Here is a 26738-nt window from a genome sequence, read left to right as displayed (position 1 = left end):
GCTCCCGGGCCGGGCCGCCGTGCCCGGCTACACCGGGGCCCTCTCCTCCCGCGCGGCACCCTGGGAGGCGCCGGCCGGGGCGTCCGCGGTACCGGTGTCCCCGGCCTCCGCGGCGGTCTTCCCGGCGGTCTCGGCAGGCCGCCGGTCCGGCCGCCCCGGGGCGCCGGCACCCGTGCCCGGGAGGGGCTTGAACGCCCACTCCATCCGGGGCTCCACCACGCACCGCAGCACCCGCCGCACGGGCTTGGTGCACAGCAGCGTGACGATGGCGACGCCGGCCACGGTCAGTCCGATCGCGCCCTCCGGCCGGTCCAGCACGGGCGCGTGGAACCAGCCCAGGTAGGTGCCGGTCCGCACCAGCAGGCCGTGCAGCAGATAGCCGTAGATCGTCCCGGCGCCCAGCGCGGTGAACCACATGCGCCGCCCCGGCACCCAGGCGAAGAAGCAGGCGCTCAGGACCACCGAGCAGCCGAACAGGGCCAGGGTCACCACCGGACCGCTCCACCACGGGGCGTCCGTGGCCTGCGCGGCGGCGTTGCGGTAGAACCACGCGATGTCCATGCGGGGCACCGACCACCAGGCGACGGCCACCGCCACCGCGCACACCGGCACCGCCGCGATGCGCGCCGAGCGGCGGCGCACCAGGGAGAAGTGCTCCGGGCGCAGCAGCAGCCCCAGCACGAAGCAGGGCAGGAACTGGAGCACCCGCTGCATGTTGAGGTCGTTGCCGACCGACGGGGCCATGGACGCCAGCGCGGCGATCACCAGGGAGACCGGCAGCGGCCAGCGGATCGTCTGCCAGATGGGCGTGGTCAGCCGCCAGATGAACAGGGCGCACAGGAACCACAGCAGATACGTGGGGTCGAGCAGGCTGATGGGGTGGTCGGGGGCGTCGTCGACGACGCGGCGGTGCAGCGAGTACACCACCTCGAAGACGACGTAGGGGACGACGACGCCGGTCACCAGCCGCCTGACGCGCTTCGGGCTCAGGTCGAAGGTGCGGGAGAAGTAGCCGGAGATGACGATGAACGCCGGCATGTGGAAGGTGTACACGAAACGGTACAGGGCCTCCACGGACCGGTTGCCGTCCAGGATCTGTCCCCAGGCGTGGCCCATGGCGACCAGGACGATCGCCAGGTACTTGGCGTTGTCGAAGAACGCGTCGCGTTGTCTGTTCCGTCGGTTCAGCGAGGCCGTCATGCGACCCCCCGCCGGGTGAACGGCGAGAGGGTCCATGGCCCCGCTGCGGGGGTGGGGGACGAGGCAGCGGAGAACATTTGAGGCACCCTAGCGTTGTCGGTGGGAATCCGTAAAACTCCTGATGTCATTCCTGTATTCGGGTCGTGAGTACTCCGCGAGTACCCCGTATTCCCCGGGACTTGACCCTTTCGGCCAGGTGACGGAGGCCACGCCGACGGTGCTTCCGGGGCCGGAACACGCCCTGCTTGTGGTGGAATCCGACGGTTGGCGCCCGTCGGGGCGCGACGGGTGACCTTGGCCGGTATCGCTCCGTCGGTATGTCCCCGGCCCCATTCGAATTGTCTGCGAACGCGGTGTGTGGACATGGAAACGAAACGGGCGTCATTCCAGGTCGGAGCGCATTTCCGAATTCCCTCGCGGAACGGGAGGGTTGTCCGGCCGCCACCCGGGTGAACGCCGGCCGGCCCCGGCGGGGCGGTTCGGACGGCGGGTCACCTGTCGCATAAGGGAGCCGGGTTGGTGGCACGATGGTGATGTCGGGGGTGTGCGGGCCGTACCCCCCGGCGGGTGCGGACCGACCGAGGGTGTGATCAGTTGTGGCCATTTCGCTGTCAGTCGTACTGCTGTTGGCGATCATCCTGGTGGTGCTCGTCCGAGGGGGGTCCCTGCGGCCGGGCCCCGCGGTCGTCGCCGTCCTCTTCGGCTTCTTCCTCGCCTCGACCGGCATGGCGGACGACATCCGGAACTTCCTGGACTCCATAGCCCAGTCCATCAACTCCATCCGCTTCTAGGGTCTTTCGTTCGGATCGGGCCGGACCCCGCGAGCCCGGCGTGATCCGAACGGGAGGCCCTGGGTCCGTTCGCCCGCGCTGAGAGATGGATCACCCCGGGGCGCCCGGCGGCGGCGTCCGCTCAGTGGTGCCAGGGGTGCCGCGCCGTGCCGCGGGGGAGGGGCGGCGCCGCGGGCGTCGCCGCCGCCCGGACGGCCCGCTCGGGAGCCCGCGGGCCCCGACGGGAACGGCCGTGGGCCGGGCCGGAGGAATCCACCTCCGGCCCGGCCCACGGCCGTATGGAGCGGGCGACGGGAATCGAACCCGCGTAGCCAGTTTGGAAGACTGGGGCTCTACCATTGAGCTACGCCCGCAAGACGCGCGCCGCCGGTCCGTGACCGCGGCACAGAAGGCATCGTAGCGGGTCGTCCACCCTCGTCGCACACCCCCGTTCCCCGCGCGCCCCGGGGTCCGGAGCGGCCCGCTGTGGGGGTCCGGTGAACGGAGGGGCCCCACCGCGCGGGGACATGTACCCTACGTGTCGCACCAGACGGGGTGTGGCGCAGCTTGGTAGCGCGTCCGCTTTGGGAGCGGAAGGCCGTGGGTTCAAATCCCGCCACCCCGACCATCCGGCACCATCCGGCGCCCTTCCCCACCGTCCGACGGGCCCTTCCCCGGCCCACCGGCGGCCGTCCGACCGCCCTTCCGGCGGCGATGATCGCGAGCGGTCGCCTTTTGGGCCGTGTAGTCGCTGCCGTTACTATGCAAGCTGCACGCCCGTGTGTCTCAGCGTCTGAAGTCTCCGGGCGGCGAAATCCGCCGGGCCTCCCAGGTTCCGGCAGAACCCAAGAAGTCAGCCACAAGGAGACCGAACCGTGAAGAGCGCCGTGGAGACCCTGAACCCGACCCGGGTTCGGCTCACTGTCGAGGTGCCCTTCGAGGAGCTCAAGGACAGCCTCGACGCGGCGTACAAGAAGATCAACCAGCAGGTCACGGTCAAGGGCTTCCGCAAGGGCAAGATCCCGGCCCGGGTCATCGACCAGCGTTTCGGCCGCGGTGCGGTGCTGGAGGAGGCCGTCAACGACGCCCTCCCCAAGTTCTACACCGAAGCGGTCAACGAGGCCGAGCTGAACCCGCTCGGCCAGCCCGACGTCGACATCACGGAGCTGAAGGACGGCGAGACGCTGAACTTCACCGCCGAGGTCGACATCCGCCCGGCCATCGAGATCCCGGACTACTCCGGCATCGAGGTCGAGGTCGACGCCATCGAGGTCACCGACGAGGACGTCGACAAGTCGGTCGAGCAGCTCCGCGACCGCTTCGCCGCCACCTCCCCGGTCGAGCGCGCCGCCGAGGACGGCGACGTCGTCACCCTCGACCTGGCGGCCAAGGTCGACGGCGAGGTCCTGGAGGACGGGATCGCCGACGGCGTCTCCTACACCATCGGCTCCGGCGAGCTGCTCGACGGCATCGACGAGGCCGTGAAGGGTCTGGAGGCCGGTGGCGAGGCCACCTTCACCTCCGAGCTGAAGGGCGGCTCGGCGGCCGGCAAGGAGGCCGAGGTCACCGTCAAGGTCACCCAGGTCGCCCACCGCGAGCTGCCCGGTCTGGACGACGAGTTCGCCCAGCTCGCCTCGGAGTTCGACACCATCGAGGAGCTGCGCGCCGACAGCCGCAAGCGCCTGGCCACCATGAAGCAGTACGACCAGGCCACGCAGGCGCAGGAGCGCGTGCTGGAGAAGTTCCTCGACCTGGTCGAGATCCCCGTCCCCGAGAAGCTCCTCGAGGACGAGATCAACACCCGCAAGCACAACCTGGAGCACCACCAGCTCCCCCAGATGGGCCTGACCCTCGACAAGTACCTGGAGATCCAGGGCAAGACCGCCGAGGAGTTCGAGACCGAGACCCGCGAGGCCGCGGTCAAGGGCATCAAGACCCAGTTCGTCCTCGACGAGCTGGTCAAGCGGGAGAAGCTCAACGTCAACCAGGAGGAGCTCACCGAGCACCTCATGCGGCGCGCGGCCTCCTCCGGCATGTCCCCCGACCAGTTCGCCCAGGCCGTCGTCGAGCAGAACCAGGTTCCGCTGCTCGTCGGCGAGGTCGCCCGCGGCAAGGCCCTGGCCGTCGTGGTCGAGAAGGCCACGGTCAAGGACACCAACGGCGAGGTCGTCGACCTGGACGACGAGGAGGACGAGGAGGCGCCCGCCGCCGCGTCCGCCGACGACGCCGCCGAGGACAAGGCCGACGAGAAGACCGAGGGCTGACCCCCGCGTCGCATCTGACCGCCGTACGACGGGCCCCGGGACGACCAGTGCCGGGGCCCGTTCGCATCACGGCCGCGCGGCCCCGGACGGGCCGTGCCGCGGCCCCGGCGCCCCGCGGCGCCCGCCGGGCCCCGGGACCGCCCGCACCGCGCCCCGCGGAGGCACCGGCCGCTACGCCCCCGGCGAACACCCGCTGAACCGGGATGGCGGCGCAGGCCCACCGCGTTAGGGTCCATGAATACGAGGGCAGGGGAGTCCCCGAAGCGGCTCCAGCCCCGCAGGGAAACGTGAGACGGCCCGGCGCCGTCGTAAGACGAGCAGGTGGATACGTGACGAATCTGATGCCCTCAGCCGCCGGCGAGCCCTCCATCGGTGGCGGCCTCGGCGACCAGGTCTACAACCGACTGCTCGGCGAGCGGATCATCTTCCTCGGCCAGCCGGTGGACGACGACATCGCCAACAAGATCACCGCGCAGCTTCTGCTCCTTGCCTCCGACCCGGACAAGGACATCTTCCTTTACATCAACAGCCCCGGCGGTTCGATCACGGCCGGCATGGCGATCTACGACACCATGCAGTACATCAAGAACGACGTGGTGACCATCGCCATGGGCCTCGCGGCCTCCATGGGCCAGTTCCTGCTCAGCGCGGGCACCCCCGGCAAGCGGTTCGCGCTGCCGAACGCCGAGATCCTGATCCACCAGCCCTCGGCCGGCCTCGCCGGTTCCGCGTCGGACATCAAGATCCACGCCGAGCGGCTGCTGCACACCAAGAAGCGCATGGCGGAGCTGACCTCCCAGCACACCGGCCAGACGGTCGAGCAGATCACCCGGGACTCGGACCGCGACCGCTGGTTCGACGCCTTCGAGGCCAAGGAGTACGGCCTGATCGACGACGTCATCGCCACGGCCGCCGGAATGCCGGGCGGCGGCGGCACGGGCGCCTGAGCCGTCCCGCGTCCCGAGCCGACCGCCTCAGCCCTTTTACAGGAGACACTGTGAACGACTTCCCCGGCAGCGGCCTGTACGACCGCCCCCGCGCCCAGTACACCGGCCCGACCGCCGAGTCCCGGTACGTGATCCCGCGCTTCGTCGAGCGCACCTCGCAGGGCGTGCGCGAGTACGACCCCTACGCGAAGCTCTTCGAGGAGCGCGTGATCTTCCTCGGCGTGCAGATCGACGACGCCTCGGCCAACGACGTGATGGCCCAGCTGCTCTGCCTGGAGTCGATGGACCCCGACCGGGACATCTCCATCTACATCAACAGCCCCGGCGGCTCCTTCACGGCGCTCACGGCCATCTACGACACGATGCAGTACGTGAAGCCGGACATCCAGACGGTGTGCATGGGCCAGGCCGCCTCCGCCGCCGCCGTCCTGCTCGCCGCCGGCACGCCCGGCAAGCGCATGGCGCTGCCCAACGCCCGCGTCCTGATCCACCAGCCGTACAGCGAGACCGGCCGCGGCCAGGTCTCCGACCTGGAGATCGCCGCCAACGAGATCCTGCGGATGCGCGCCCAGCTGGAGGACATGCTGGCCAAGCACTCCACCACGCCGGTCGAGAAGATCCGCGAGGACATCGAGCGCGACAAGATCCTCACGGCCGAGGACGCGCTCAGCTACGGCCTGATCGACCAGATCATCACCACCCGGAAGTTGGACAACTCCTCCCTCCGCTGAGGCGGGAGGCTGTATTGTCTGCCGCTCCCCGGCACGGCCCGCACGCGCTGCGCGCCCGAGCGAACCGTGCCGAGGGGGGCCCGAACGGGGGGCCCGGCAAGGTACCGTCGACATAAGGCAGCACCAGGAGTCGCTGGACTCGAACGCGTCCAGGCGGCTCCCAGGCGAAGGGGAAGCACACCGTGGCACGCATCGGTGACGGCGGCGATCTGCTCAAGTGCTCGTTCTGCGGCAAGAGCCAGAAGCAGGTCAAGAAGCTCATCGCAGGGCCCGGTGTCTACATCTGCGACGAGTGCATCGACCTCTGCAACGAGATCATCGAGGAAGAGCTGGCGGAGACCAGCGAGGTCCGCTGGGAGGAACTGCCCAAGCCCCGCGAGATCTACGAGTTCCTGGAGGGCTACGTGGTCGGCCAGGAGGCCGCCAAGAAGGCCCTGTCCGTCGCGGTGTACAACCACTACAAGCGGGTCCAGGCCGGTGAGAACGGCGGTGGCCAGGGCCGCGAGGACGCCATCGAGCTGGCGAAGTCCAACATCCTGCTGCTGGGCCCCACGGGCTCCGGCAAGACCCTCCTCGCCCAGACCCTCGCCCGCATGCTGAACGTCCCGTTCGCCATCGCCGACGCCACGGCGCTGACCGAGGCGGGCTACGTCGGCGAGGACGTCGAGAACATCCTGCTCAAGCTGATCCAGGCGGCCGACTACGACGTCAAGAAGGCCGAGACGGGGATCATCTACATCGACGAGATCGACAAGGTCGCGCGCAAGAGCGAGAACCCGTCCATCACGCGCGACGTCAGCGGCGAGGGCGTGCAGCAGGCCCTGCTGAAGATCCTGGAGGGCACCACGGCCTCGGTGCCGCCCCAGGGCGGGCGCAAGCACCCGCACCAGGAGTTCATCCAGATCGACACGACGAACGTGCTGTTCATCGTGGGCGGTGCCTTCGCGGGCCTGGAGAAGATCATCGAGGCGCGGGCCGGCGCCAAGGGCATCGGCTTCGGGGCGCAGATCCTCTCCAAGCGGGAGCGGGAGTCCACGGACCGCTTCGAGGACGTCATGCCCGAGGACCTGGTCAAGTTCGGCATGATCCCCGAGTTCATCGGCCGCCTCCCGGTGATCACCTCGGTCCACAACCTGGACCGCGAGGCCCTGCTGAAGATCCTGATCGAGCCGCGCAACGCGCTGGTCAAGCAGTACCAGCGGCTCTTCGAACTCGACGGCGTGGAGCTGGACTTCGAGCGCGAGGCGCTGGAGGCCATCGCCGACCAGGCCATCCTGCGCCAGACCGGCGCCCGCGGCCTGCGCGCCATCATGGAGGAGGTCCTCCAGGGGGTGATGTACGAGGTGCCGTCCCGCAAGGACGTCGCCCGGGTCGTCATCACCGCCGACGTGGTCCTCTCCAACGTCAACCCGACGCTCATCCCCCGCGACAACCGCGGCCGGGGCGCCGGGGAGCAGAAGACGGCGTAGCCGCCTTCCCCGGGCACGCGAAGGGGCCCCGGCCGACCGGCCGGGGCCCCTTCGGCGTACCGCCGGACGGCGTCAGAGCTTGACGCGGACGTCCTTGCGGAACTTGGCGGTCAGCTCGGCGGCCTTCCCCAGGTCGGAGGCCTTGCCCGACAGGGCGTCGACGAGGTCGATGTTCATGACGATGCCGAGCGTGCTGTGGTCGCTCCAGATGCAGATCGGCATGCTGAAGTTCTCCGGCCCGACAGCGGGTTCCGAGGAGCCGCCGCTGTCGTTCTTGGCGCTGGCCTCCTGGCACTTCACGATCGCGCCGTCCAGACCGGCCGGGGAGAACGCCTTGGGCTCGCCGACGAGCTTGCCGTCCCCGTCGCCCTCCTTGAAGGCGTTCTTGTTCATCTCGTCGAACATCGAGTCGATGAGCTTCTCGGGGTCATCGATCTCCCCGTAGACCCCCATGAAGTTGATCATCTTCATGGCGAGCGGGTTCGACTCGTCGCCGGCCTGGTACTCGGCGGTGACGTCCTTGGGGTTGGTGACGCCGTACTTCTCGGCCTTCTTGATGTCGTCCTTGTCGAAGCCGCCGCTGTCCTCGGAGTCGCCCTTCTTGTACGTGCCGTCGAGCACGGTGCCGGGCGTCGTGAGCTTGTGGGGACCGTCGTCGGCGATGTCGCTGCCGCCGCCCTTGCCGCTGAAGACGAAGTACGCGCCGACGGCCAGCGCCACCACGACGGCCGCGCCGCCGATGATCAGGCCGGTCCTCTTCCCGCCGCCCGAGGGGGGCGGCGGCTGCGGCGCGCCGTAGGGCTGCTGGCCGTACGGCGGCTGCTGGCCGTAGGGGGGCTGCTGGGGCGGGACGCCGCCCTGCTGGGGCTGCTGCTGCGGGTAGCCGTAACCCGGCTGCGGGGGAGGGGCCTGCTGCGGGTAGCCGTAGCCGGGCTGGGGGGCCTGCGGCTGCTGGCCGTAGGGCCCCTGCTGGCCGTACGGTCCGGGCTGCTGGGGCTGCCCGCCGTACGGGCCCGGCTGGTTGTGACTCATGACGGGGTTCCCCTCCAGATGTTTACACGGTGCTGACATCCTGACGCAGACATGCCTTCCGCAGAGCATCGGGGGCCCCACCGTTACAAAGCGCGCGGGTTTCGGAACAGAGCCGTGACGCCGCCGGGCGGCACGCCGTCCGGGGACACCCGGGTGCCGCGCGGGAAGGGGGCGGCCCTCCGTAGACTGGGGCCCGTGAGTGAGCTTCCCCCGCGTGACAGCAGCGAGCAGCCCGACCCGTCGGAGGCGTTCGAGGAGATCGTCGCCGCCGAGACCGGGCGCGACCCCGATCTCGCGGTGATCGAGGCCGGCAGCCGGACCCTGCGCACCCGGGGCGGTCCGCCCCGGGGCGAGGCACCGGCGCGTCCGGAGGACCCGGAGACCGACCGGGCGCTGCGCGAGGTGGAGGCGGAGCTGGCGTCCCGCTGGGGCGAGACCAAGCTGGAGCCCTCCGTCTCCCGGATCGCCGCCCTGATGGACATCCTGGGCGACCCGCAGCGCGCGTACCCCTCCATCCACATCACCGGGACCAACGGCAAGACCTCCACGGCCCGCATGATCGAGGCCCTGCTCGGCGCCTTCGAGCTGCGCACCGGCCGGTACACCTCGCCGCACGTGCAGTCGGTCACCGAGCGGATCAGCCTGGACGGGGCGCCCGTCTCCGCCGAGCGGTTCGTCGAGACGTACCGGGACATCGAGCCGTACGTGGCGATGGTCGACGAGCGGCAGGAGTACCGGCTCTCCTTCTTCGAGGTGCTGACCGGCATGGCCTACGCCGCCTTCGCCGACGCGCCGGTCGACGTGGCCGTCGTCGAGGTCGGCATGGGCGGCACCTGGGACGCCACCAACGTCATCGACGCGCGGGTCGCCGTCGTCACCCCCATCTCCCTGGACCACACCGACCGGCTGGGCGGGACGCCCGCCGAGATCGCCGCCGAGAAGGCCGGGATCATCAAGCCCGACGCCACGGTGATCCTCGCCCAGCAGCCGGTGGACGCGGCCCGGGTGCTGCTGAGGAAGGCCGTCGACCTGGACGCCACCGCGGCCCGCGAGGGCCTGGAGTTCGGGGTCGTCGCCCGCCGGGTCGCCGTCGGCGGCCAGTTGATGACCCTGCGCGGACTGGGCGGCGACTACCCGGAGCTGTACCTGCCGCTGCACGGCGCCCACCAGGCGCACAACGCGGCCGTGGCGCTCGCCGCCGTCGAGGCGTTCTTCGGCGTCGGGGCGCAGCACTCCCAGCCGCTGGACGTCGAGACCGTCCGCAAGGCGTTCGCCGCGGTGACCTCGCCGGGGCGGATGGAGGTCGTCCGCAGCTCGCCCACCGTCGTCCTGGACGCGGCGCACAACCCCGACGGGGCCCGGGTCACCGCCGAGGCCGTCGGGGAGGCGTTCCAGTTCAGCCGGCTGATCGGGGTGGTCGGCGCGAGCGACGACAAGGACGTGCGGGGGCTGCTGGAGGCGTTCGAGCCGGTCTTCGCGGAGATCGTCGTCACCCGCAACTCCAGCCACCGCGCCATGGACGTGGACGCGCTGGCCGCCGTCGCCGTCGAGGTGTTCGGCGAGGAGCGGGTCCAGGTCGAGCCCCGGCTGCCCGACGCCCTGGAGGCCGCGATCACCCTGGCCGAGGAGGAGGGCGAGTTCTCCGGCGGCGGTGTCCTCGTCACCGGTTCCGTCATCACCGTCGGCGAGGCCCGACTGCTCCTGGGGAAGGGCTGACACCCGTGCGCACGCTCTGTTCTTCGACGCTGATCGGCGAGTTCTTCGTCATCGGGTTCGCCGGACTGGTCGCCATGAAGGACCCGGACCTGTCCATGGGGACGGTCTGGACGGTCAGCGGCATCGCCATGTTCCTGTGCGTCGCGCTGTGCGGCGTGGTGACCCGGCCCGGGGGCGTGGCCCTCGGCTGGGCGCTCCAGATCGCCCTGCTCGCCTCGGGCTTCGTGGTGCCGACGATGTTCTTCCTGGGCGTCGTCTTCGCCGGCTTGTGGTGGGCCTCGGTGCACTACGGGCGGAAGGTCGACGAGGCCAAGGCCCGCTTCGCGGCCCAGGCGGAGGCCGCCGCCGCGCCGGAAACCGCCTGACCGCGAGCGGCCCGGCCGGATCCCGGCCCGGCCGGGCCGGGGAACACCCCCGGGCCGGACGGCAACTCCCGGGGGACGGCCCCGTTGCCCGGCGGGGGACCGCCACGGGACGCCGTTCCCGTCGGAGCCCGGGCCGGAAGCCGTCACCCGACGGAGGCCGTCCGTGGAACGGGGCGTCCGTGGAACGAGAAGACCGGCGGGGGCCGTGGGACGGGGCGTCCGTGGGACGGGGCGTCCGTAAAACGGGGAAGACCGGCGACGGGCCCGCACCCCACGGGACAGTGCCCCGGCCGATCCCCCAAGGGGTCGTACCCCCTACGGGCCCCGCTCCGGCCGACCCCCTACGGACCGGAACCCCGCGACAGGACCCAGGGCCTGGCCGAACCCCTACGGGACGGGGATCCCCTACGGGCCCCGCCCCAGGCCGAGTCCCCTACGGGGCCGGAACCCCCTACGGGACCTGAACCCCCTACGGGACGGGAGTCCCTACAGGCCCCCAGGCCGAACCCCTACGGGACCGAGCCCCACGGAACCCCGGCCCGCCAGGAGCCTCGCGGGCCGGAACCCCGGAGGGAGGGGAAGCCCCGCGGGACCCCCGGGCCGTACGGGGCCGCCCGGGTGACCGGGGGCCGTCCGGGTCCTCCGGGTGGACGTCCGCGCCTGACGCTGCGTGACGGGCGGCGCGACACGCCCGGTAACCTCAGTCATCAGCCGGCACAACCGCACTCCCAAGGAGCCTTCCGTGACCCAGCGCAGCCTCGTCCTCCTCAAGCCCGACGCCGTCCGTCGCGGTCTGACCGGCGAGATCATCAGCCGTATCGAGCGCAAGGCCGGCTGGCAGATCACCGCGCTGGAGCTGCGCACCCTGGACGCCGGGACGCTGGAGCAGCACTACGGCGAGCACAAGGGCAAGCCCTTCTACGAGCCCCTGGTCGCGTTCATGGCGTCCGGCCCGGTCGTCGCGATGATCGTCGAGGGCGAGCGGGTCATCGAGGGCGTGCGCGTCCTGGCCGGCCCGACCGACCCCATCGCCGCCGCCCCCGGCTCCATCCGCGGGGACTTCGGTGTCATCGTCCGGGAGAACCTGATCCACGCCTCCGACTCCGAGGAGTCCGCCGAGCGCGAGGTGAAGATCTTCTTCCCCGACCGGGTCTGAACCACCGGGAGCGGTTCGTTCTGACGGTGCGTCAGCCCGGTGGCCGGGCGGCGGGGCCGGGGCGGTCGCGCCAGCGGCGGCCGCCCCGTGGCATACGCGTGCCGATCGGGGGAACGCGTGCCACCGTTGGCCCGTCTCCACAAGCGGGGCGCCCCGCCATCTGCTGACAATGGCGAAGACCCTCGCGCGGTGCTCGCGAAAGCGCGTCTACCATGGAAGCCTTCACGTCACCGCACCCACCCTCCGCCCTCCTGAAACGCCCTCAAGGGCTCCGGGAGGGCCAGTCGAATCCTGATGGGGAACTCAATGTCGTTCATCGGCCGTGACATGGCTGTCGACCTCGGGACCGCCAACACGCTGGTGTACGTCAGGGGTCGCGGGATCGTACTCAACGAGCCCTCCGTCGTCGCGATCAACACCAACACCGGTGGCATCCTCGCGGTCGGCGCCGAGGCGAAGAAGATGATCGGACGCACCCCCGGCAACATCGTCGCCGTGCGCCCGCTGAAGGACGGCGTCATCGCCGACTTCGAGATCACCGAGCGGATGCTCCGCTACTTCATCCTCAAGATCCACAAGCGGCGCTACCTGGCCCGGCCGCGGGTCGTCGTCTGCGTGCCCTCGGGCATCACCGGCGTCGAGCGCCGTGCCGTGATCGAGGCGTCGTCCCAGGCAGGCGCCCGCCAGGTGCACATCGTCGAGGAGCCCATGGCCGCGGCCATCGGCTCCGGCCTGCCGGTCCACGAGGCCACCGGCAACATGGTGGTCGACATCGGCGGCGGCACCACGGAGGTCGCGGTCATCTCGCTCGGCGGCATCGTCACCGCCCAGTCCATCCGCGTCGCGGGCGACGAGCTGGACAACGCGATCATCCAGTACGTCAAGAAGGAGTACAGCCTCCTGCTGGGCGAGCGCACGGCCGAGCAGATCAAGCTCACCATCGGCTCCGCGTACGACCTCGACGCCGACGAGCACACCGAGATCCGGGGCCGCGACCTCGTTTCCGGACTGCCCAAGACCGTGGTCATCTCGGCGGCCGAGGTCCGCAAGGCGATCGAGGAGCCGGTCAACGCCATCGTCGACGCCGTCAAGACGACCCTGGACAAGTGCCCGCCGGAGCTGTCCGGCGACATCATGGACCGCGGCATCGTGCTCACCGGCGGCGGCGCCCTGCTGCGCGGCCTCGACGAGCGGCTGCGCCGGGAGACCGGGATGCCGATCCACATCGCCGAGGACCCGCTGGACAGCGTGGCGCTCGGTTCCGGCAAGTGCGTCGAGGAGTTCGAGGCGCTGCAGCAGGTACTGGACGCCCAGCCGCGTCGATGACGGCAGTGCTCCGGTTCCGCCGTACGGGACGTTCCCCTCTCGTACGGCGGAACGCTGACATAGAGACAGAACCCCGTCTCCCGGCGGGCCCATACGGAAACCGTCCCGCGCGCCCGCCCGGGCGGGCGCGCGGACACCGGCGCGGAGGGCGCCGGGACGCAGCGGACCACGGGGGCCGCGACCGCCCTGCCGCCCGCGCGGGCACCCCGGGAACACCGTCCGCCGCCCGCCCGCCGACCACCTGACCGCCCCGCACACCGCACACGAAGAATCTCCGACTCCGACGAGGAAGGCACGGCCGCCGCACGTGAGGGACACGAAAGAGAGCCGGCTGCTCCTGGTGCTGCTGATCGCCATCGCGTTCGCGCTGATCACGGTGGACATCCGCGGCGGCCAGGACTCACCGGTCGACGGTGCCCGGCAGGCCGCGGCCAATGTCTTCGGTCCGATCGAGAGCGGGGTGTCGGCCGCGGTCGACCCGGTCGCCAACGCCGTCTCCGCGGTCCGCGAGTCCGGCGACCGGCACGACCGGCTCGCCGCGCTGGAGACGGAGAACGCGGCCCTGAAGGCGAAGCTCGGCAGCGACGAGCGCGGCCGCAGCAGACTCCGGCAGTTCGACCGGATGCTCGGCCTGGCCGGCGCCGGCCAGTACGGCATCAAGGGCGCCCAGGTCATCGCCGTGGGAGCGGCTCAGGGCTTCTCCTGGACCATCACCATCGACGCGGGCGCCAACGACGGTGTCCGGCGCGACATGACCGTCCTCAACGGCGACGGACTCGTCGGCCGCGTCACCACCGTCGGCCCGCGCACCGCCACCGTGCTGCTCGCCACCGACCCCGACTTCACCGTCGGCACCCGCATGGAGAGCGGTGACGAACTGGGCTTCGCCTCCGGCCAGGGCGACCGCCCGCTGCGCGTCGAACTGCTCAACGGCAAGGCCGACGTGAAGAAGGGCGACCGCCTCGTCACCTTCGGCTCCCAGGGCGACAAGCCCTTCGTGCCGGGCGTCCCGGTGGGCACCGTCAGCCGTGTCGACCCCGCCGGCGGCGATCTGACCCGCACCCTCTACGTCACGCCGTTCGCCTCCTTCACCAAGCTCGACATCATCGGCGTCGTCGTCAAGGCGCCCGCCAAGGACCCGCGCGACACGGTGCTCCCGGAGAAGTCCCGGCCCAAGCCCGTGCCGACCGTGACGGTCACCGTGACCCCGTCCGCCGGGGTCCCCGACGGCCTCACCCCCGACGGCCTCACCCCCGGGGGCCGGGTGCCCGACGGGCAGGACCCCGCCGCCGGGGGCGATCAGCCGGACCAGGGCGTCCGGCCGGGCGTGACCGCCCCGCCCGGCCCGTCCGGACAGACCGAGCCGTAGGAGCCATCCGTCCCATGCGCGTCAACCGAATCCTGCTCTCCGTCTCCCTCGTCGTCGTCGCCCTGGTGGTCCAGGTCAGCGTCCTGTCCCGGCTCCACCTGCCCGGCGCCGTACCCGACCTGCTGCTCCTGACCGTGCTGGGCCTCGCCCTGGTCTACGGGCACGTCGGCGGAGCCCTCGTCGGCTTCGGCGCCGGACTCCTCGCCGACCTCGCCCCGCCCGCCGACCACGCCGCCGGCCGCTACGCCCTGGTGCTCTGCGTCGTCGGCTACCTCGCCGGGCTCGCCAAGCCGGAGAACGGGCGGCTGCGCTCGGCCACCGGGGCGATGGCCGTCGTGGTCGCCGCCGCCGTCGGCACCACCCTGCTCTACGCCGGGGTCGGCGCCCTGGTCGGGGACACCGCGGCCCGCCATGTCGGGCTGCCGGGGCTGCTGTTCACCGCGGCCCTCTACGACCTGCTGCTGGCGCCGTTCGCCGTGCCCGGCATCATGGCCCTGGCCCGGCGGGCCGAGAACGACCCGCTGGCCGACGCCAACGCCGCCGCCCAGACCTCCGACATCGCCACCGGCTGGCACGCCTCCGGCACCGGGCTGCGCATCGGCAGCCAGCGCAACGGGCTGCGGGTGAAGGCGGCGCGGGCCCGGGGCGCCCGGGCGGGCCGCATCAAGGGGGTCAAGCGCCTGTGACGACGACCCCGGCGGCGCCCCGCGCGACGACCGTCCCGGCGGCGCCCCGCACGACCACGACCACGACGACGGGGGAGGAGCGGCAGTGACCAGCGCCCGCCCGTCGTCCACCAGCACCCTCGACCGAATGGGCCGCGCCCATGACTAACATTCCGGAGACCGGCCGCAGCACCCGGGTGCAGACCCGGCTCGTCGTCATCCAGATCCTCGTCCTCTCCCTCCTCGGCACCCTCGGCGCCCGGCTCTGGTACCTCCAGATCCGCCAGGGCGACGAGTACGCCCGGGCCGCCTCCGGCAACCACGTCCAGCAGGTCGTCCAGCCCGCCACCCGCGGCTCCATCCTGGACGCCCGCGGCGTGGCCCTCGCCGACAACGAGACCCGTCTGGTCGTCTCCGCCTCCCGCACCGAGCTGTTGAAGATGCGCGACGACGGGGAGGCCGTCCTCACCAAGCTCGCCGGGGTGCTCGGCATGAAGCCCCGGGAGGTGCTGGACAAGGTCAGGCTGTGCGACGCCAAGACCCCCCAGCCCTGCTGGAACGGCTCGCCCTACCAGCCGATCCCGGTCACCGACGAGGCCACGCCCAAGCAGGCCCTCCAGATCCGCGAGCGCGCCGAGGACTTCCCCGGCATCACCGCCGAGCCCATGGCCGTACGCCGCTACGCCGCCCCCGGCAAGTCCAACACCGCCCAGGTCCTCGGCTACCTCTCACCGGTCACCGACGAGGAGATCCAGAAGGCCCAGGACACCGACTCGCCCTTCCTCCGCTCCGACCAGGTCGGCCGCTCCGGGCTGGAGCGCCAGTACGACAAGGCGCTGCGGGGCAAGGCCGGGGTGACCCGGTACGAGGTCGACAACCTCGGCCGGGTCATCGGCCGGGCCGAGTCCGACGCGGGCCAGCCCGGCTCCAACCTCGTCACCAGCATCGACGCCCGCGTCCAGCGGGTCGCCGAGCACGAGCTGGACGCGGCGATGAAGGCCGCCCGGCACGAGTTCGACCGCAACACCAACACCACCTACAAGGCCGACGCCGGGGCCGTCGTCGTCATGGAGGCCAGGACCGGCCGGGTGGTCGCCATGGCCTCCAACCCGACCTACGACCCCAACGCCTGGGTCGGCGGGATCTCCGCCGCCGACTACCGGAAGCTCACCGGCAAGGACTCCAACTACCCGCTGCTCAACCGGGCCACCCAGGGGCAGGCCGCCCCCGGCTCGATCTTCAAGGTGGTCTCCTCGGCCGCCGCGGTGGAGGCCGGCTACGACTTCGACGGCCGCTACGACTGCTCCAGCTCCTACTCCGTCGGCAACCAGGTCTTCAAGAACTTCGAGTCCGCCGACGAGGGCGCCATCACCATCGGGCGCGCCCTGGAGCTCTCCTGCGACACCGTCTTCTACCGGCTCGCCCACGAGCAGTGGAAGAGGGACGGCGGCGCGGACGGCAAGAAGCCGAACGACTACTTCTACAAGGCCGCCCACCAGTTCGGCCTCGGCAAGGAGACGGGCATCGACCTGCCCAACGAGGTCTCCGGCCGCGTCCCCGACCGCCAGTGGAAGCAGCGGTACTGGCAGGCCAACAAGGACGGCTGGTGCAAGACGGGGAAGAAGGACGGCTCGTACGTCGAGATGATCGCGTACGAGAACTGTCTGGAGGGCAACAAGATGCGTGCCGGTGACTCCATCAACTACTCCATCGGCCAGGGCGACACCCTCGTCACCCCCATCCAGATGGCCACCATCTACGCGGCCCTGTCCAACGGCGGCACCCTGTACGATCCGACGATCGGCAAGGCCGTCGTCAGCCCCGACGGCAAGCGGGTCGAGGAGATCGAGCCCACCTCCCACGGCCGGCTGCCCCTCAGCCGCACCACGCTGGCCAGCATGGACGAGGCCCTCGCGGGCGTCGCCACCCGGGGCACCGCCGCCTGGCGCTTCGGCGGCTGGCCCCAGGACGAGATCCCGATGCACGCCAAGACCGGCACGGCCGAGGTCTACGGCAAGCAGACCACCTCCTGGTTCGCCACGTACACCAAGGACTACTCGATCGTCATGACGATCTCCCAGGGCGGTACGGGCTCCGGCGCCTCGGGCCCCGCCGTCCGCAACATCTACAACGCGCTGTACGGGGTGTCGCCGGAGGGCGCGATCGACGCCCGCAGGGCGCTGCTGCCCCAGCCGCAGAAGGGGCTGCCGAAGATCAAGGCGGACGGCACCATCGTCTCGCCCCGGCTGGCCGAGGACCCGGTGAAGACGCTCCGGCCGGCCCCGGCGGCCACCGGCGGCACCACCGCCCCCGGCACGGGCCAGGACCAGCAGGCCGGGCAGGACCAGCAGGCGGGGCAGGACCAGCAGGCGGGGCAGGACCAGCAGACCGGGCAGGACCAGCAGGCCGGGCAGGACGAGCGGACCGCGCGGGACCCGGCCGGGAACCCGCCGGACGGCCAGGACCCGCAGGCGACCCTGAACACCCGGGACGGCGTCAACCGCGACACCCGCCGACGACGGCGGCGCGGCGGCGCACCCGGCGGCGGAGCCCCCGGCGGCGACGGCGCGGGCGGCGGGCGCGGTGCGCACGGCGGACGACGGGGGGCCCGCGCATGACCGGCGTCAACAGCTTCCAGGTCTCCGGATACGGCCCCGAACGGGCCGGCTGGACCCGGCTGCTCGCCCGCGACTCGCTGGCCCGGCGGCTGGACTGGCCGATACTGCTGGCGGCGACCGCGCTGTCCCTGACGGGCTCGCTGCTGGTCTACTCGGCCACCCGCAACCGCACCGAGCTCAACCAGGGCGACCCCTACTACTTCCTCACCCGGCACCTGCTGAACACCGGCATCGGCGTCGTCCTGATGATCGGCATCGTCTGGCTCGGCCACCGCGCCCTGCGCACCGCCGTGCCGATGCTGTACGGCCTGTCCCTCTTCCTGATCCTGCTGGTGCTCACCCCGCTGGGCTCGACCATCAACGGCGCCCACTCCTGGATCAAGCTGCCCGGCGGCTTCTCCCTCCAGCCCTCGGAGTTCGTGAAGATCACGATCATCCTGGGCATGGCGATGCTGCTGGCCGCGCGGGTCGACGCCGGTGACAAGCCGCACCCGGACCACCGCACCGTGCTCCAGGCCCTCGGCCTGGCCGCCGTCCCCATGATGATCGTGATGCTGATGCCCGACCTCGGGTCGGTCATGGTCATGGTCGCCATCGTGCTCGGCGTCCTGCTCGCCTCCGGCGCCTCCAACCGGTGGGTCTTCGGCCTGCTCGGCACCGGCGCGCTCGGCGCGCTCGCGGTGTGGCAGCTCGGCATCCTGGACGACTACCAGATCAACCGCTTCGCCGCCTTCGCCAACCCCGAGCTGGACCCGGCGGGCGTCGGCTACAACACCAACCAGGCCCGCATCGCCATCGGCTCCGGCGGGCTGACCGGCTCCGGGCTGTTCCAGGGCTCGCAGACCACCGGCCGGTTCGTGCCGGAGCAGCAGACCGACTTCGTCTTCACCGTCGCCGGCGAGGAACTGGGCTTCCTCGGCGCCGGGTTCATCATCCTCATGCTCGGCGTGGTGCTCTGGCGGGCCTGCCGCATCGCCCGGGACACCCCGGACCTGTACGGCACGGTCGTCGCCGCCGGGATCGTGGCCTGGTTCGCCTTCCAGGGCTTCGAGAACATCGGCATGACGCTCGGCATCATGCCGGTCACCGGGCTGCCGCTGCCGTTCGTCTCCTACGGGGGCTCGTCGATGTTCTCGGTGTGGGCCGCGGTCGGCCTGCTCCAGTCGATCACCGTCCAGCGGCCGATGTCGGCCTGACCGCCGGCCGGGGCCGCCGCATACCCGGCCGCCCCGCCGACGACCCGGTCGCCCCCGCCCCTCCGCCGCGCCCCCGCCGCTGTGCGCCCTCTCCGCCGTGCTCCGGCCCGCGCGGGCGGGCGGTGCGGAGGACCCCGCGCGCCGGGTTAGGCTGGATGGTCACCCGCCCCCAGCCTGCGACCGGGGGACCCCAGTCACCACACGAAGGTTCCGTGAGATGCCTGCCGAAGCCGCCGAGTCGGTGTTCCCGCAGCTCGAAGCTCTGCTCCCGCATGTGCAGAAGCCGATCCAGTACGTCGGCGGAGAGCTGAACTCCACGGTCAAACCCTGGGACGAGTGCGACGTCCGCTGGGCCCTGATGTACCCGGACGCCTACGAGGTCGGCCTGCCCAACCAGGGCGTCATGATCCTCTACGAGGTGCTCAACGAGCAGCGGGGCGTCCTCGCCGAGCGCACCTACAGCGTGTGGCCGGACCTGGAGGCCCTGATGCGGGAGCACACGGTCCCGCAGTTCACCGTCGACAGCCACCGCCCGGTGCGGGCCTTCGACGTCTTCGGCCTGTCCTTCTCCACGGAGCTGGGCTACACCAACATGCTCACCGCCCTGGACCTCGCGGGCATCCCGCTGGAGGCCCGGGACCGGGGCATCGACGACCCGGTCGTGCTGGCCGGCGGGCACGCGGCGTTCAACCCCGAGCCCATCGCCGACTTCATCGACTGCGCGGTCATCGGCGACGGCGAGCAGGCCGTCCTGGAGATCACCGCCATCGTCCGCGCCTGGAAGGCCGAGGGCCGCCCCGGCGGGCGCGAGGAGCTGCTGCTCCGGCTGGCCAGGACCGGCGGCGTCTACGTCCCCGGCTTCTACGACGTGGAGTACCTCCCCGACGGCCGGATCGCCCGTGTCGTGCCGAACCGCTCGGGCGTGCCGTGGCGCGTCTCCAAGCACACGGTGATGGACCTCGACGAGTGGCCCTACCCCAAGCAGCCCCTGGTGCCGCTGGCCGAGACGGTGCACGAGCGGATGTCCGTGGAGATCTTCCGCGGCTGTACCCGCGGCTGCCGCTTCTGCCAGGCCGGCATGATCACCCGCCCGGTGCGCGAGCGCTCCATCACCGGCATCGGCGAGATGGTCGACAAGGGGCTGCGGGCCACCGGCTTCGAGGAGGTCGGCCTGCTCTCCCTGTCCTCCGCCGACCACACCGAGATCGGCGAGGTGGCCAAGGGCCTCGCGGACCGGTACGAGGCGGACAAGATCGGCCTGTCCCTCCCCTCCACCCGCGTCGACGCCTTCAACATCGACCTGGCCAACGAGCTGACCCGCAACGGCCGCCGCTCCGGGCTGACCTTCGCCCCCGAGGGCGGCTCCGAGCGCATCCGGCGGGTCATCAACAAGATGGTCTCCGAGGACGACCTCATCCGCACCGTCGCCACCGCCTACGGCAACGGCTGGCGCCAGGTGAAGCTGTACTTCATGTGCGGCCTGCCCACCGAGACCGACGACGACGTGCTCCAGATCGCGGACATGGCCACCCGGGTCATCCAGAAGGGCCGCGAGGTCTCCGGCTCCGGCGACATCCGCTGCACCGTCTCCATCGGCGGCTTCGTCCCCAAGCCCCACACCCCCTTCCAGTGGGCCCCGCAGCTCTCCGCCCAGGAGACCGACGAGCGCCTGGCCAAGCTGCGCGACAAGATCCGCGGCGACAAGAAGTACGGCCGCTCCATCGGCTTCCGCTACCACGACGGCAAGCCCGGCATCGTCGAGGGCCTGCTCTCCCGGGGCGACCGCCGGACCGGCGCCGTCATCCGCGCGGTCTACGACGACGGGGGGCGCTTCGACGGCTGGCGCGAGCACTTCTCGTACGACCGCTGGATGTCCGCGGCCGACAAGGCCCTGGCCCCCTTCGGCGTCGACGTCGACTGGTACACCACCCGCGAGCGCTCCTACGAGGAGGTCCTGCCCTGGGACCACCTGGACTCCGGTCTCGACAAGGACTGGCTCTGGGAGGACTGGCAGGACGCCCTCGACGAGACCGAGGTCGACGACTGCCGCTGGACCCCCTGCTTCGACTGCGGGGTCTGCCCCGCCATGGACACCCAGATCCAGGTCGGCCCCACCGGGAAGAAGCTGCTGCCGCTGACCGTGGTGCGGTAGGCGGGGCGGCCGTCCTCCCCCGGGTGGGAACCCGGGGGAGGACGAACGCGTACTCTAGGGAAGAGGACCGGGCACGAGGAGTCCCCGTGGTTCACGGGGGCGAGCCGGGCGGTTCCCGCCGGGTGCGGGGACGGCGCCGCGGTCCGGCCGCCCGTACACAAGGAGAAGTCCCCTGGGCAAGCGACAGCCCGAAGGCCCGCCGCCCGTACCCGCGGTGCAGCGCATCCGACTGCGCTACACCAAGCGCGGCCGCCTCCGGTTCACCAGCCACCGCGACTTCCAGCGCGCCTTCGAGCGGGCGCTGCGCCGCGCCGAGGTGCCCATGGCCTACTCGGCGGGGTTCACCCCGCACCCGAAGGTGTCGTACGCCAATGCCGCACCCACCGGCACGGGCAGCGAGGCGGAGTACCTGGAGATCGCGCTCACCGAGGCGCGCGACCCCGGGCCGCTGCGGAGGCTCCTCGACGAGTCGCTGCCCCCCGGGCTCGACATCGTCGACGCGGTCGAGGCCCGTACCCCGGGCCTCGCCGACCGGCTGACGGCTTCCGTCTGGGAGCTGCGGCTGACCGGGGTGGACCCGGCGGACGCCGAACGCGCCGCCGCGGCCTTCGTCTCGGCACCGGCCGTCGAGGTCCAGCGGCGCACCAAGAACGGTGTCCGCACCTTCGACGCCCGCTCCGCCGTGGTGAGCATGGAGACACGGAGCGCGCCGGCCGATGGGCCGGGCGACCGGCCCTGTGCGATACTGCGCCTGGTTGTTCGGCACGTGACGCCTGCCGTACGACCCGACGACGTCCTGTCCGGTCTCCGCGCCGTGGCCGACCTGGCGCCGCCGGTCCCCGCAGCGGTGACCAGGCTGGCGCAGGGGCTTTTCGATGAGGAGACCGGCGCGGTGACCGACCCGCTCGCGCCCGACCGCGAGGCAGCAGCGACCGCGCCGCAACCGGCCGACGCTCCCGCCGCCGCGACGGCGCCCGCGTAGGGAAGGTCCCGCACAGGGACGGACGTCGTAGCGCCGCCCTCGAACTCGGGAGCCACCTGGGTCGGGCAGCGCACCCACCACAAGACTTTTCGCCAGGCCGTGCACGACAAGGGGTACGGAACCGGCGAGACAAGACACGGATAGCTCCCGAGCGGCGCCCGCGCCCCGGACGGCGGCGAACGCGCATCGCGCGCGCCGCGGACGTCACCGGCGGCCGGCCGAATCGGCCCCCGCCGGACCAGGCGCGGCGCCCGGGAGCCTGACGGGAGAAACCCCCGCATGCTCGAACCGACCGAAGCCACCGAGTCCGCGACCGTCTCGACGGACCCCGCGGCGAACAACACCCCCAGCGACACCCTGCCGCCGCGCCGCCGGCGCAGGGCCGCCTCCCGCCCGGCGGGCCCGCCCGGCGGTGCCCCCGAGGCGGTGGCCGAGACCACCGCCCCCGCAGCCGAGCCCGCCGCCCCGGCCGCCGTGGCCGGGGACGGGGCGGACTCCGAGGGCGACGCCGCCCCGGCCCGCCCGAGGCGCCGCGCCGTGCGCCGTGCCTCCGCCCCCGCCGGGGCGCCCGCCGCCGGAAGCGCCGAGACCGTCGTCGCCGCGGCCCCGGCCGCCGAGGCCCCCGCTCCCGCCGCCGAGGCCGCCGAGCCCGCCGAGGAGGCCGCGCCGCGCCGCACCCGCCGCCGCGCCACGCGCGGTGCCGCGTCCCCCGCCGGGAACGTGACCGCCGCCCCGGCCGAGCCCGTGGCCGCCGAGGAGGACCCGGAGGCCGAGGAGGACGCCGAGGCCGCCGCCGAGGAGACCGCGGCCCCGGCCGCCGAGGAGGCCGCGCCGCGCCGCGCCCGCCGCCGCGCCACCCGGGTCACCACCTCTCCCGCCGCGGAGACCGCCGCCGCGTCCGACGCCGCCCCGCAGGAGACGCCGGAGCCCGCCGCGGCGCCCGCCGCCGCGGAGAGCGCCGGGACCGACGGCACCGACGACGCCGCCCCCCGCCGCACCCGGCGCCGGGCCACCCGCAAGGTGACCGCCCCGGCGGCGTCCCCCGCCGCCGACGAGCCCGCCGCCGTGGCCGACGAGCCCGCCGCCGCCGCGGCCGAGCCCGTCCGCGCCGCCGAGCCCGCCCGCGCCGCGCAGCCCGTCCAGGCCGCCGAGCCCGCCGAGGAGGGCGGCCCGCGCCGGGCCCGCCGCCGGACCGCGCGCAAGGCCGCCTCCGGGTTCGCCGCCCCGCCGCAGACCGCCGGTTCCGGCGGGGCCGACGACGCCCCGCGCCGTCCCTCGCGCCCGGCCGTCGCGGTCTTCCAGCCGCCGGTCTTCGCCGAGCCCAAGTTCCAGTTCCAGACGCCCGAGCGGGCCGCCGCCCAAGCCGCCGCCGAGGCCGCCGGGGCCGAGCCCGCCCGTGCCGACGAGGACGGCGAGGACATCGCGGAGGACCTGTCCGCGGCCTCCCGCCGCCGTCGCCGCCGCCGGGGTGCCGAGGAGGCCCCCGCCGAGCAGGCCCCGGCCGCCCCCGCCCCCGCTGCCGCGCCCGCGCCCGCCGCCCAGGAGGAGGCCGAGGCCGAGGCCGAGGAGGGCGACGACGACCACGACCACGACGACGCCGAGGGCTCCGAGGACGCCGGCTCGCGCCGCCGCCGTCGCCGGGGCGGCCGTCGCCGCCGCCGGGGCGACTCCGCCGACGCAGACACCGACGACGCCGAGGGCGACCACGGCCACGCCGACGGTCACCAGGACGCCGAGGACTCCGCCGAGCAGGGCGAGGACGACGCCGAGGACGACCACGGCCACGACGGGGAGGGCGCGGGCGGCTCCAGCAGCAGCCGCCGTCGCCGCCGTCGCCGCCGCCGGGCCGGGGACGGCTCCGGGGAGGCCGAGGGCTCCTCCGACGACCCCGAGCGCACCGTCGTCAAGGTCCGCGAGCCCCGCAAGGCCGCCGAGCCCTCCGACGAGGTCCAGTCCATCAAGGGCTCCACCCGTCTGGAGGCCAAGAAGCAGCGTCGCCGCGAGGGCCGCGAGCAGGGCCGCCGCCGGGTGCCGATCATCACCGAGGCGGAGTTCCTGGCCCGCCGCGAGGCCGTCGAGCGCGTCATGGTCGTCCGCCAGTACGGCGAGCGCACCCAGATCGGCGTCCTGGAGGACGGGGTGCTCGTCGAGCACTACGTCAACAAGGAGCAGGCCACCTCGTACGTCGGCAACGTCTACCTCGGCAAGGTGCAGAACGTGCTGCCGTCGATGGAGGCCGCCTTCATCGACATCGGCAAGGGCCGCAACGCCGTCCTGTACGCCGGCGAGGTCAACTTCGAGGCGCTCGGCATGGGCCACGGCCCGCGCCGCATCGAGGCGGCCCTGAAGTCCGGGCAGTCCGTGCTGGTCCAGGTCACCAAGGACCCGATCGGCCACAAGGGCGCCCGCCTCACCAGCCAGGTCTCCCTGCCCGGCCGCTACCTGGTCTACGTGCCCGAGGGCTCGATGACCGGCATCAGCCGCAAGCTGCCCGACACCGAGCGCTCCCGGCTCAAGGGCATCCTCAAGCGGATCGTCCCCGAGAACGCGGGCGTCATCGTGCGCACCGCCGCCGAGGGCGCCAGCGAGGACGAGCTGCGCCGCGACGTCGAGCGGCTCCAGGCGCAGTGGGAGGAGATCCAGCGCAAGGCGAAGAGCGGCAACGCCCCGACCCTGCTCTACGGCGAGCCGGACATGACCGTCCGGGTCGTCCGCGACATCTTCAACGAGGACTTCTCCAAGGTCGTCGTCAGCGGCGAGGACGCCTGGCAGACCGTCCACGGCTACGTCTCCCACGTGGCGCCGGACCTCGCGGACCGGCTGTCGCGGTGGACCTCCGAGGTCGACGTCTTCGCCACGTACCGGATCGACGAGCAGCTCGCCAAGGCGCTGGACCGCAAGGTCTGGCTGCCCAGCGGCGGTTCGCTGGTGATCGACCGGACCGAGGCGATGATCGTCATCGACGTCAACACCGGCAAGTTCACCGGCCAGGGCGGCAACCTGGAGGAGACGGTCACCAGGAACAACCTGGAGGCGGCCGAGGAGATCGTGCGCCAGCTCCGGCTGCGCGACCTCGGCGGCATCATCGTCATCGACTTCATCGACATGGTGCTGGAGTCCAACCGGGACCTGGTGCTGCGGCGCCTGCTGGAGTGCCTGGGCCGGGACCGCACCAAGCACCAGGTCGCCGAGGTCACCTCGCTGGGCCTGGTCCAGATGACCCGCAAGCGGGTCGGCCAGGGCCTGCTGGAGTCCTTCTCGGAGACCTGCGTCCACTGCAACGGACGCGGTGTCATCGTCCACCTGGACCAGCCGTCCGCCTCGGGCGGCGGCGGTGGCGGCAAGCGCCGCAAGCGGGCCCGCGCCGGTGCCGGTGAGCACGAGCACGACCACGAGACGGTGGCCGTGACCGGGCCGACGGCGGAGCAGGAGGCGGACGCCGAGTCGGAGTCCGCGGCCGAGGTCGCCGCCGAGGCGGCCGAGCCGGTCGCCCTGCCCGCGCCCGAGTTCACCCCGGACGAGGAGCTGTACAGCAGCGCCGCCGAGGCCGAGGCCGCCGCCACCCGCGGCCGGACCCGGCGCCGGGCGAGCCGCAGGGCGTCCGCCCCGGCGGGCGCGCCGCGGACGGCGCGCGGCGAGGACCGCGCCGCCGACCGGAGCCCCGCGCAGGCGCCCACCGCGCAGGACCTCACCGCCGCCGACGAGACCGGCCGTCCCGAGGTGCGCCCCGCCGCCGAGGTGCTGGCCGAGCCCGCGGCCGTCGAGGACGCCGTCTCCGGCGCCCCGGCGCCCGTCGTGGAGGAGGCCGCGCCCGTCGCGGAGACTCCCGCGCCCGCCGCCGAGGAGGCCGCGCCCCAGGGCCGTACCCGCCGCCGGGCCACCCGCAAGGTGTCCGCGCCGGCCGGTTCGCCCGCCGGTGCCGAGGCCGCCGTCGTGACGGTCGCCGAGACCGCGCAGGACGGGCAGCGGACGGAGGAGGCCGCCGAGGCCGCCCCGGCGGAGGAGGCGCCGGAGGCCCCGGCCGCGAGCGCCGCCCCGGCCCGCCCGCGCCGCCGCGCCGTGCGCAGGGCCACCGCGCCGACCGCGTCCGAGGAGACGGCCGTCGTGGTCGTCCCGTCCGCCGCCGAACCGGCGGAGTCGGAGCCGGCCCCCGCCGAGGAGCCCGCCGCCGAGGAGGCCGCACCCGCGGAGGCCGCCCCTGCGGAGGCCCCCGTCGGGGACGGGAGCGCCGACGCCGCCGAGGAGGCCGTCCCGGCCAAGAAGGCGGCGGCCCGCAAGACGGCCAAGAAGGCGACGGCGAAGAAGGCCGCCACCAAGACGGCCGCCACCACGGCCGCGGCGAAGAAGACCGCGGCGAAGAAGACGGCCGCCAAGAAGGCCACGGCCAAGAAGGCGGCCAAGACCACGACCGCCAAGAAGACCGCGGCCAAGACGACGACGGCCAAGAAGACCGCGGCCAAGTCGGCCACGACCCGCAAGACGGCGGCGAAGAAGACCGCGGCGACCGCCCCGCAGGCGTCCGCCGCCGACGCCACCGACGAGGGCTGACCCAGCCCTCACCGACGAGGCTGGAACCCCAGCCGCCGCCGCACGTGTGGTCCTGCCCGTCCGGGGCGGGACCACACGCGTCCGCGGAACCACCACCCCAGAGGAGAAGAACCGCGATGATAGGCCTCGTGCTCGCGGCCGGCGCCGGCCGGCGTCTGCGCCCCTACACCGAGACGCTGCCCAAGGCTTTGGTGCCGGTGGGTCCGGAGGGTGCGGAGGAGAGCATCACGGT

Annotated in this window: 19 protein-coding genes and 2 tRNA genes; 18 read left to right on the top strand and 3 right to left on the bottom strand. The window is 72.8% G+C overall.

What is annotated here, in order from left to right; all coding sequences use genetic code 11:
- Window positions 1–27: 27 nt before the first annotated feature.
- Complete coding sequence (locus tag ACZ7LB_RS06235) at window positions 28–1200, bottom strand: acyltransferase family protein (RefSeq protein ID WP_471465640.1); 1173 nt, start codon at window positions 1198–1200, stop codon at window positions 28–30.
- A gap of 596 nt (window positions 1201–1796) precedes the next feature.
- Between ACZ7LB_RS06235 and ACZ7LB_RS06230 the strand changes: the two genes are divergently transcribed.
- Window positions 1797–1991 carry a hypothetical protein gene (locus ACZ7LB_RS06230; RefSeq protein WP_471465639.1) on the top strand — a complete coding sequence of 65 codons (195 nt, stop codon included), beginning with the start codon at window positions 1797–1799 and terminating at the stop codon, window positions 1989–1991.
- Between the two features lie 279 nt (window positions 1992–2270).
- On the opposite strand, the gene ACZ7LB_RS06225 is transcribed toward ACZ7LB_RS06230, so the two are convergent.
- Window positions 2271–2344: transfer RNA gene (locus ACZ7LB_RS06225), tRNA-Gly, on the bottom strand.
- A gap of 177 nt (window positions 2345–2521) precedes the next feature.
- Here ACZ7LB_RS06225 and ACZ7LB_RS06220 point away from each other — a divergent pair.
- The 5 genes from ACZ7LB_RS06220 to clpX all read left to right on the top strand — a co-directional run bounded on the left by ACZ7LB_RS06220 (window position 2522) and on the right by clpX (window position 7381).
- Window positions 2522–2598, top strand: a tRNA-Pro gene (locus tag ACZ7LB_RS06220).
- 247 nt (window positions 2599–2845) lie between these two features.
- A complete protein-coding gene (tig, locus tag ACZ7LB_RS06215) occupies window positions 2846–4234 on the top strand; it encodes a trigger factor (protein ID WP_471465638.1) in 1389 nt (462 codons plus the stop codon).
- Between the two features lie 341 nt (window positions 4235–4575).
- On the top strand, window positions 4576–5181 hold the full coding sequence (locus ACZ7LB_RS06210; RefSeq protein ID WP_030399935.1) for an ATP-dependent Clp protease proteolytic subunit: 606 nt from the start codon (window positions 4576–4578) through the stop codon (window positions 5179–5181).
- A gap of 50 nt (window positions 5182–5231) precedes the next feature.
- Window positions 5232–5912, top strand: coding sequence for an ATP-dependent Clp protease proteolytic subunit (locus tag ACZ7LB_RS06205; protein WP_161225941.1), 681 nt, complete (start codon window positions 5232–5234; stop codon window positions 5910–5912).
- Window positions 5913–6094: 182 nt separating this feature from the next.
- Window positions 6095–7381 carry an ATP-dependent Clp protease ATP-binding subunit ClpX gene (clpX, locus tag ACZ7LB_RS06200; protein ID WP_161225942.1) on the top strand — a complete coding sequence of 429 codons (1287 nt, stop codon included), beginning with the start codon at window positions 6095–6097 and terminating at the stop codon, window positions 7379–7381.
- 72 nt (window positions 7382–7453) lie between these two features.
- Here the strand turns inward: clpX and ACZ7LB_RS06195 are convergent, their stop codons facing one another.
- Entirely contained in the window at window positions 7454–8413 is a 960-nt protein-coding gene (locus tag ACZ7LB_RS06195; protein ID WP_471465637.1) for a hypothetical protein, read from the bottom strand.
- 195 nt (window positions 8414–8608) lie between these two features.
- On the opposite strand from ACZ7LB_RS06195, the gene folC reads away from it, so the two are divergent.
- The 12 genes from folC to ACZ7LB_RS06135 all read left to right on the top strand — a co-directional run.
- Window positions 8609–10129: a bifunctional tetrahydrofolate synthase/dihydrofolate synthase gene (folC, locus tag ACZ7LB_RS06190; RefSeq protein ID WP_471465636.1), complete on the top strand. Its 1521-nt coding sequence runs from the start codon at window positions 8609–8611 to the stop codon at window positions 10127–10129.
- A 5-nt stretch (window positions 10130–10134) separates the two neighbouring features.
- On the top strand, window positions 10135–10494 hold the full coding sequence (locus tag ACZ7LB_RS06185) for a DUF4233 domain-containing protein (protein WP_471465635.1): 360 nt from the start codon (window positions 10135–10137) through the stop codon (window positions 10492–10494).
- A 742-nt stretch (window positions 10495–11236) separates the two neighbouring features.
- On the top strand, window positions 11237–11650 hold the full coding sequence (gene ndk, locus ACZ7LB_RS06180) for a nucleoside-diphosphate kinase (RefSeq protein WP_471465634.1): 414 nt from the start codon (window positions 11237–11239) through the stop codon (window positions 11648–11650).
- Between the two features lie 306 nt (window positions 11651–11956).
- Entirely contained in the window at window positions 11957–12976 is a 1020-nt protein-coding gene (locus tag ACZ7LB_RS06175) for a rod shape-determining protein (RefSeq protein ID WP_161225982.1), read from the top strand.
- A gap of 307 nt (window positions 12977–13283) precedes the next feature.
- Window positions 13284–14345 (top strand): rod shape-determining protein MreC, encoded by a 1062-nt coding sequence (gene mreC, locus ACZ7LB_RS06170; protein ID WP_471465633.1) that lies wholly within the window; start codon window positions 13284–13286, stop codon window positions 14343–14345.
- 14 nt (window positions 14346–14359) lie between these two features.
- Window positions 14360–15031, top strand: a complete 672-nt coding sequence (gene mreD / locus ACZ7LB_RS06165) for a rod shape-determining protein MreD (RefSeq protein WP_161225948.1) — start codon at window positions 14360–14362, stop codon at window positions 15029–15031.
- A 140-nt stretch (window positions 15032–15171) separates the two neighbouring features.
- Window positions 15172–17628, top strand: a complete 2457-nt coding sequence (gene mrdA, locus ACZ7LB_RS06160) for a penicillin-binding protein 2 (protein WP_471465632.1) — start codon at window positions 15172–15174, stop codon at window positions 17626–17628.
- On the top strand, window positions 17625–18824 hold the full coding sequence (rodA, locus tag ACZ7LB_RS06155) for a rod shape-determining protein RodA (RefSeq protein ID WP_471465631.1): 1200 nt from the start codon (window positions 17625–17627) through the stop codon (window positions 18822–18824). The genes mrdA and rodA overlap by 4 nt, the downstream gene beginning before the upstream one ends.
- A gap of 217 nt (window positions 18825–19041) precedes the next feature.
- On the top strand, window positions 19042–20976 hold the full coding sequence (locus ACZ7LB_RS06150; protein ID WP_471465630.1) for a TIGR03960 family B12-binding radical SAM protein: 1935 nt from the start codon (window positions 19042–19044) through the stop codon (window positions 20974–20976).
- A 214-nt stretch (window positions 20977–21190) separates the two neighbouring features.
- Window positions 21191–21958 carry a TIGR03936 family radical SAM-associated protein gene (locus tag ACZ7LB_RS06145; protein ID WP_471465629.1) on the top strand — a complete coding sequence of 256 codons (768 nt, stop codon included), beginning with the start codon at window positions 21191–21193 and terminating at the stop codon, window positions 21956–21958.
- Window positions 21959–22237: 279 nt separating this feature from the next.
- Window positions 22238–26506, top strand: a complete 4269-nt coding sequence (locus ACZ7LB_RS06140) for an Rne/Rng family ribonuclease (protein ID WP_471465628.1) — start codon at window positions 22238–22240, stop codon at window positions 26504–26506.
- 116 nt (window positions 26507–26622) lie between these two features.
- On the top strand, window positions 26623–26738 hold a 116-nt coding region (locus ACZ7LB_RS06135; RefSeq protein ID WP_365213003.1), incomplete at its 3' end, for a sugar phosphate nucleotidyltransferase.

This window comes from Streptomyces sp. NPDC107521 (assembly GCF_055598485.1).
Note: the sequence above shows the minus strand (reverse complement) of the source record. Positions and strands in the feature narration are given on the sequence as shown.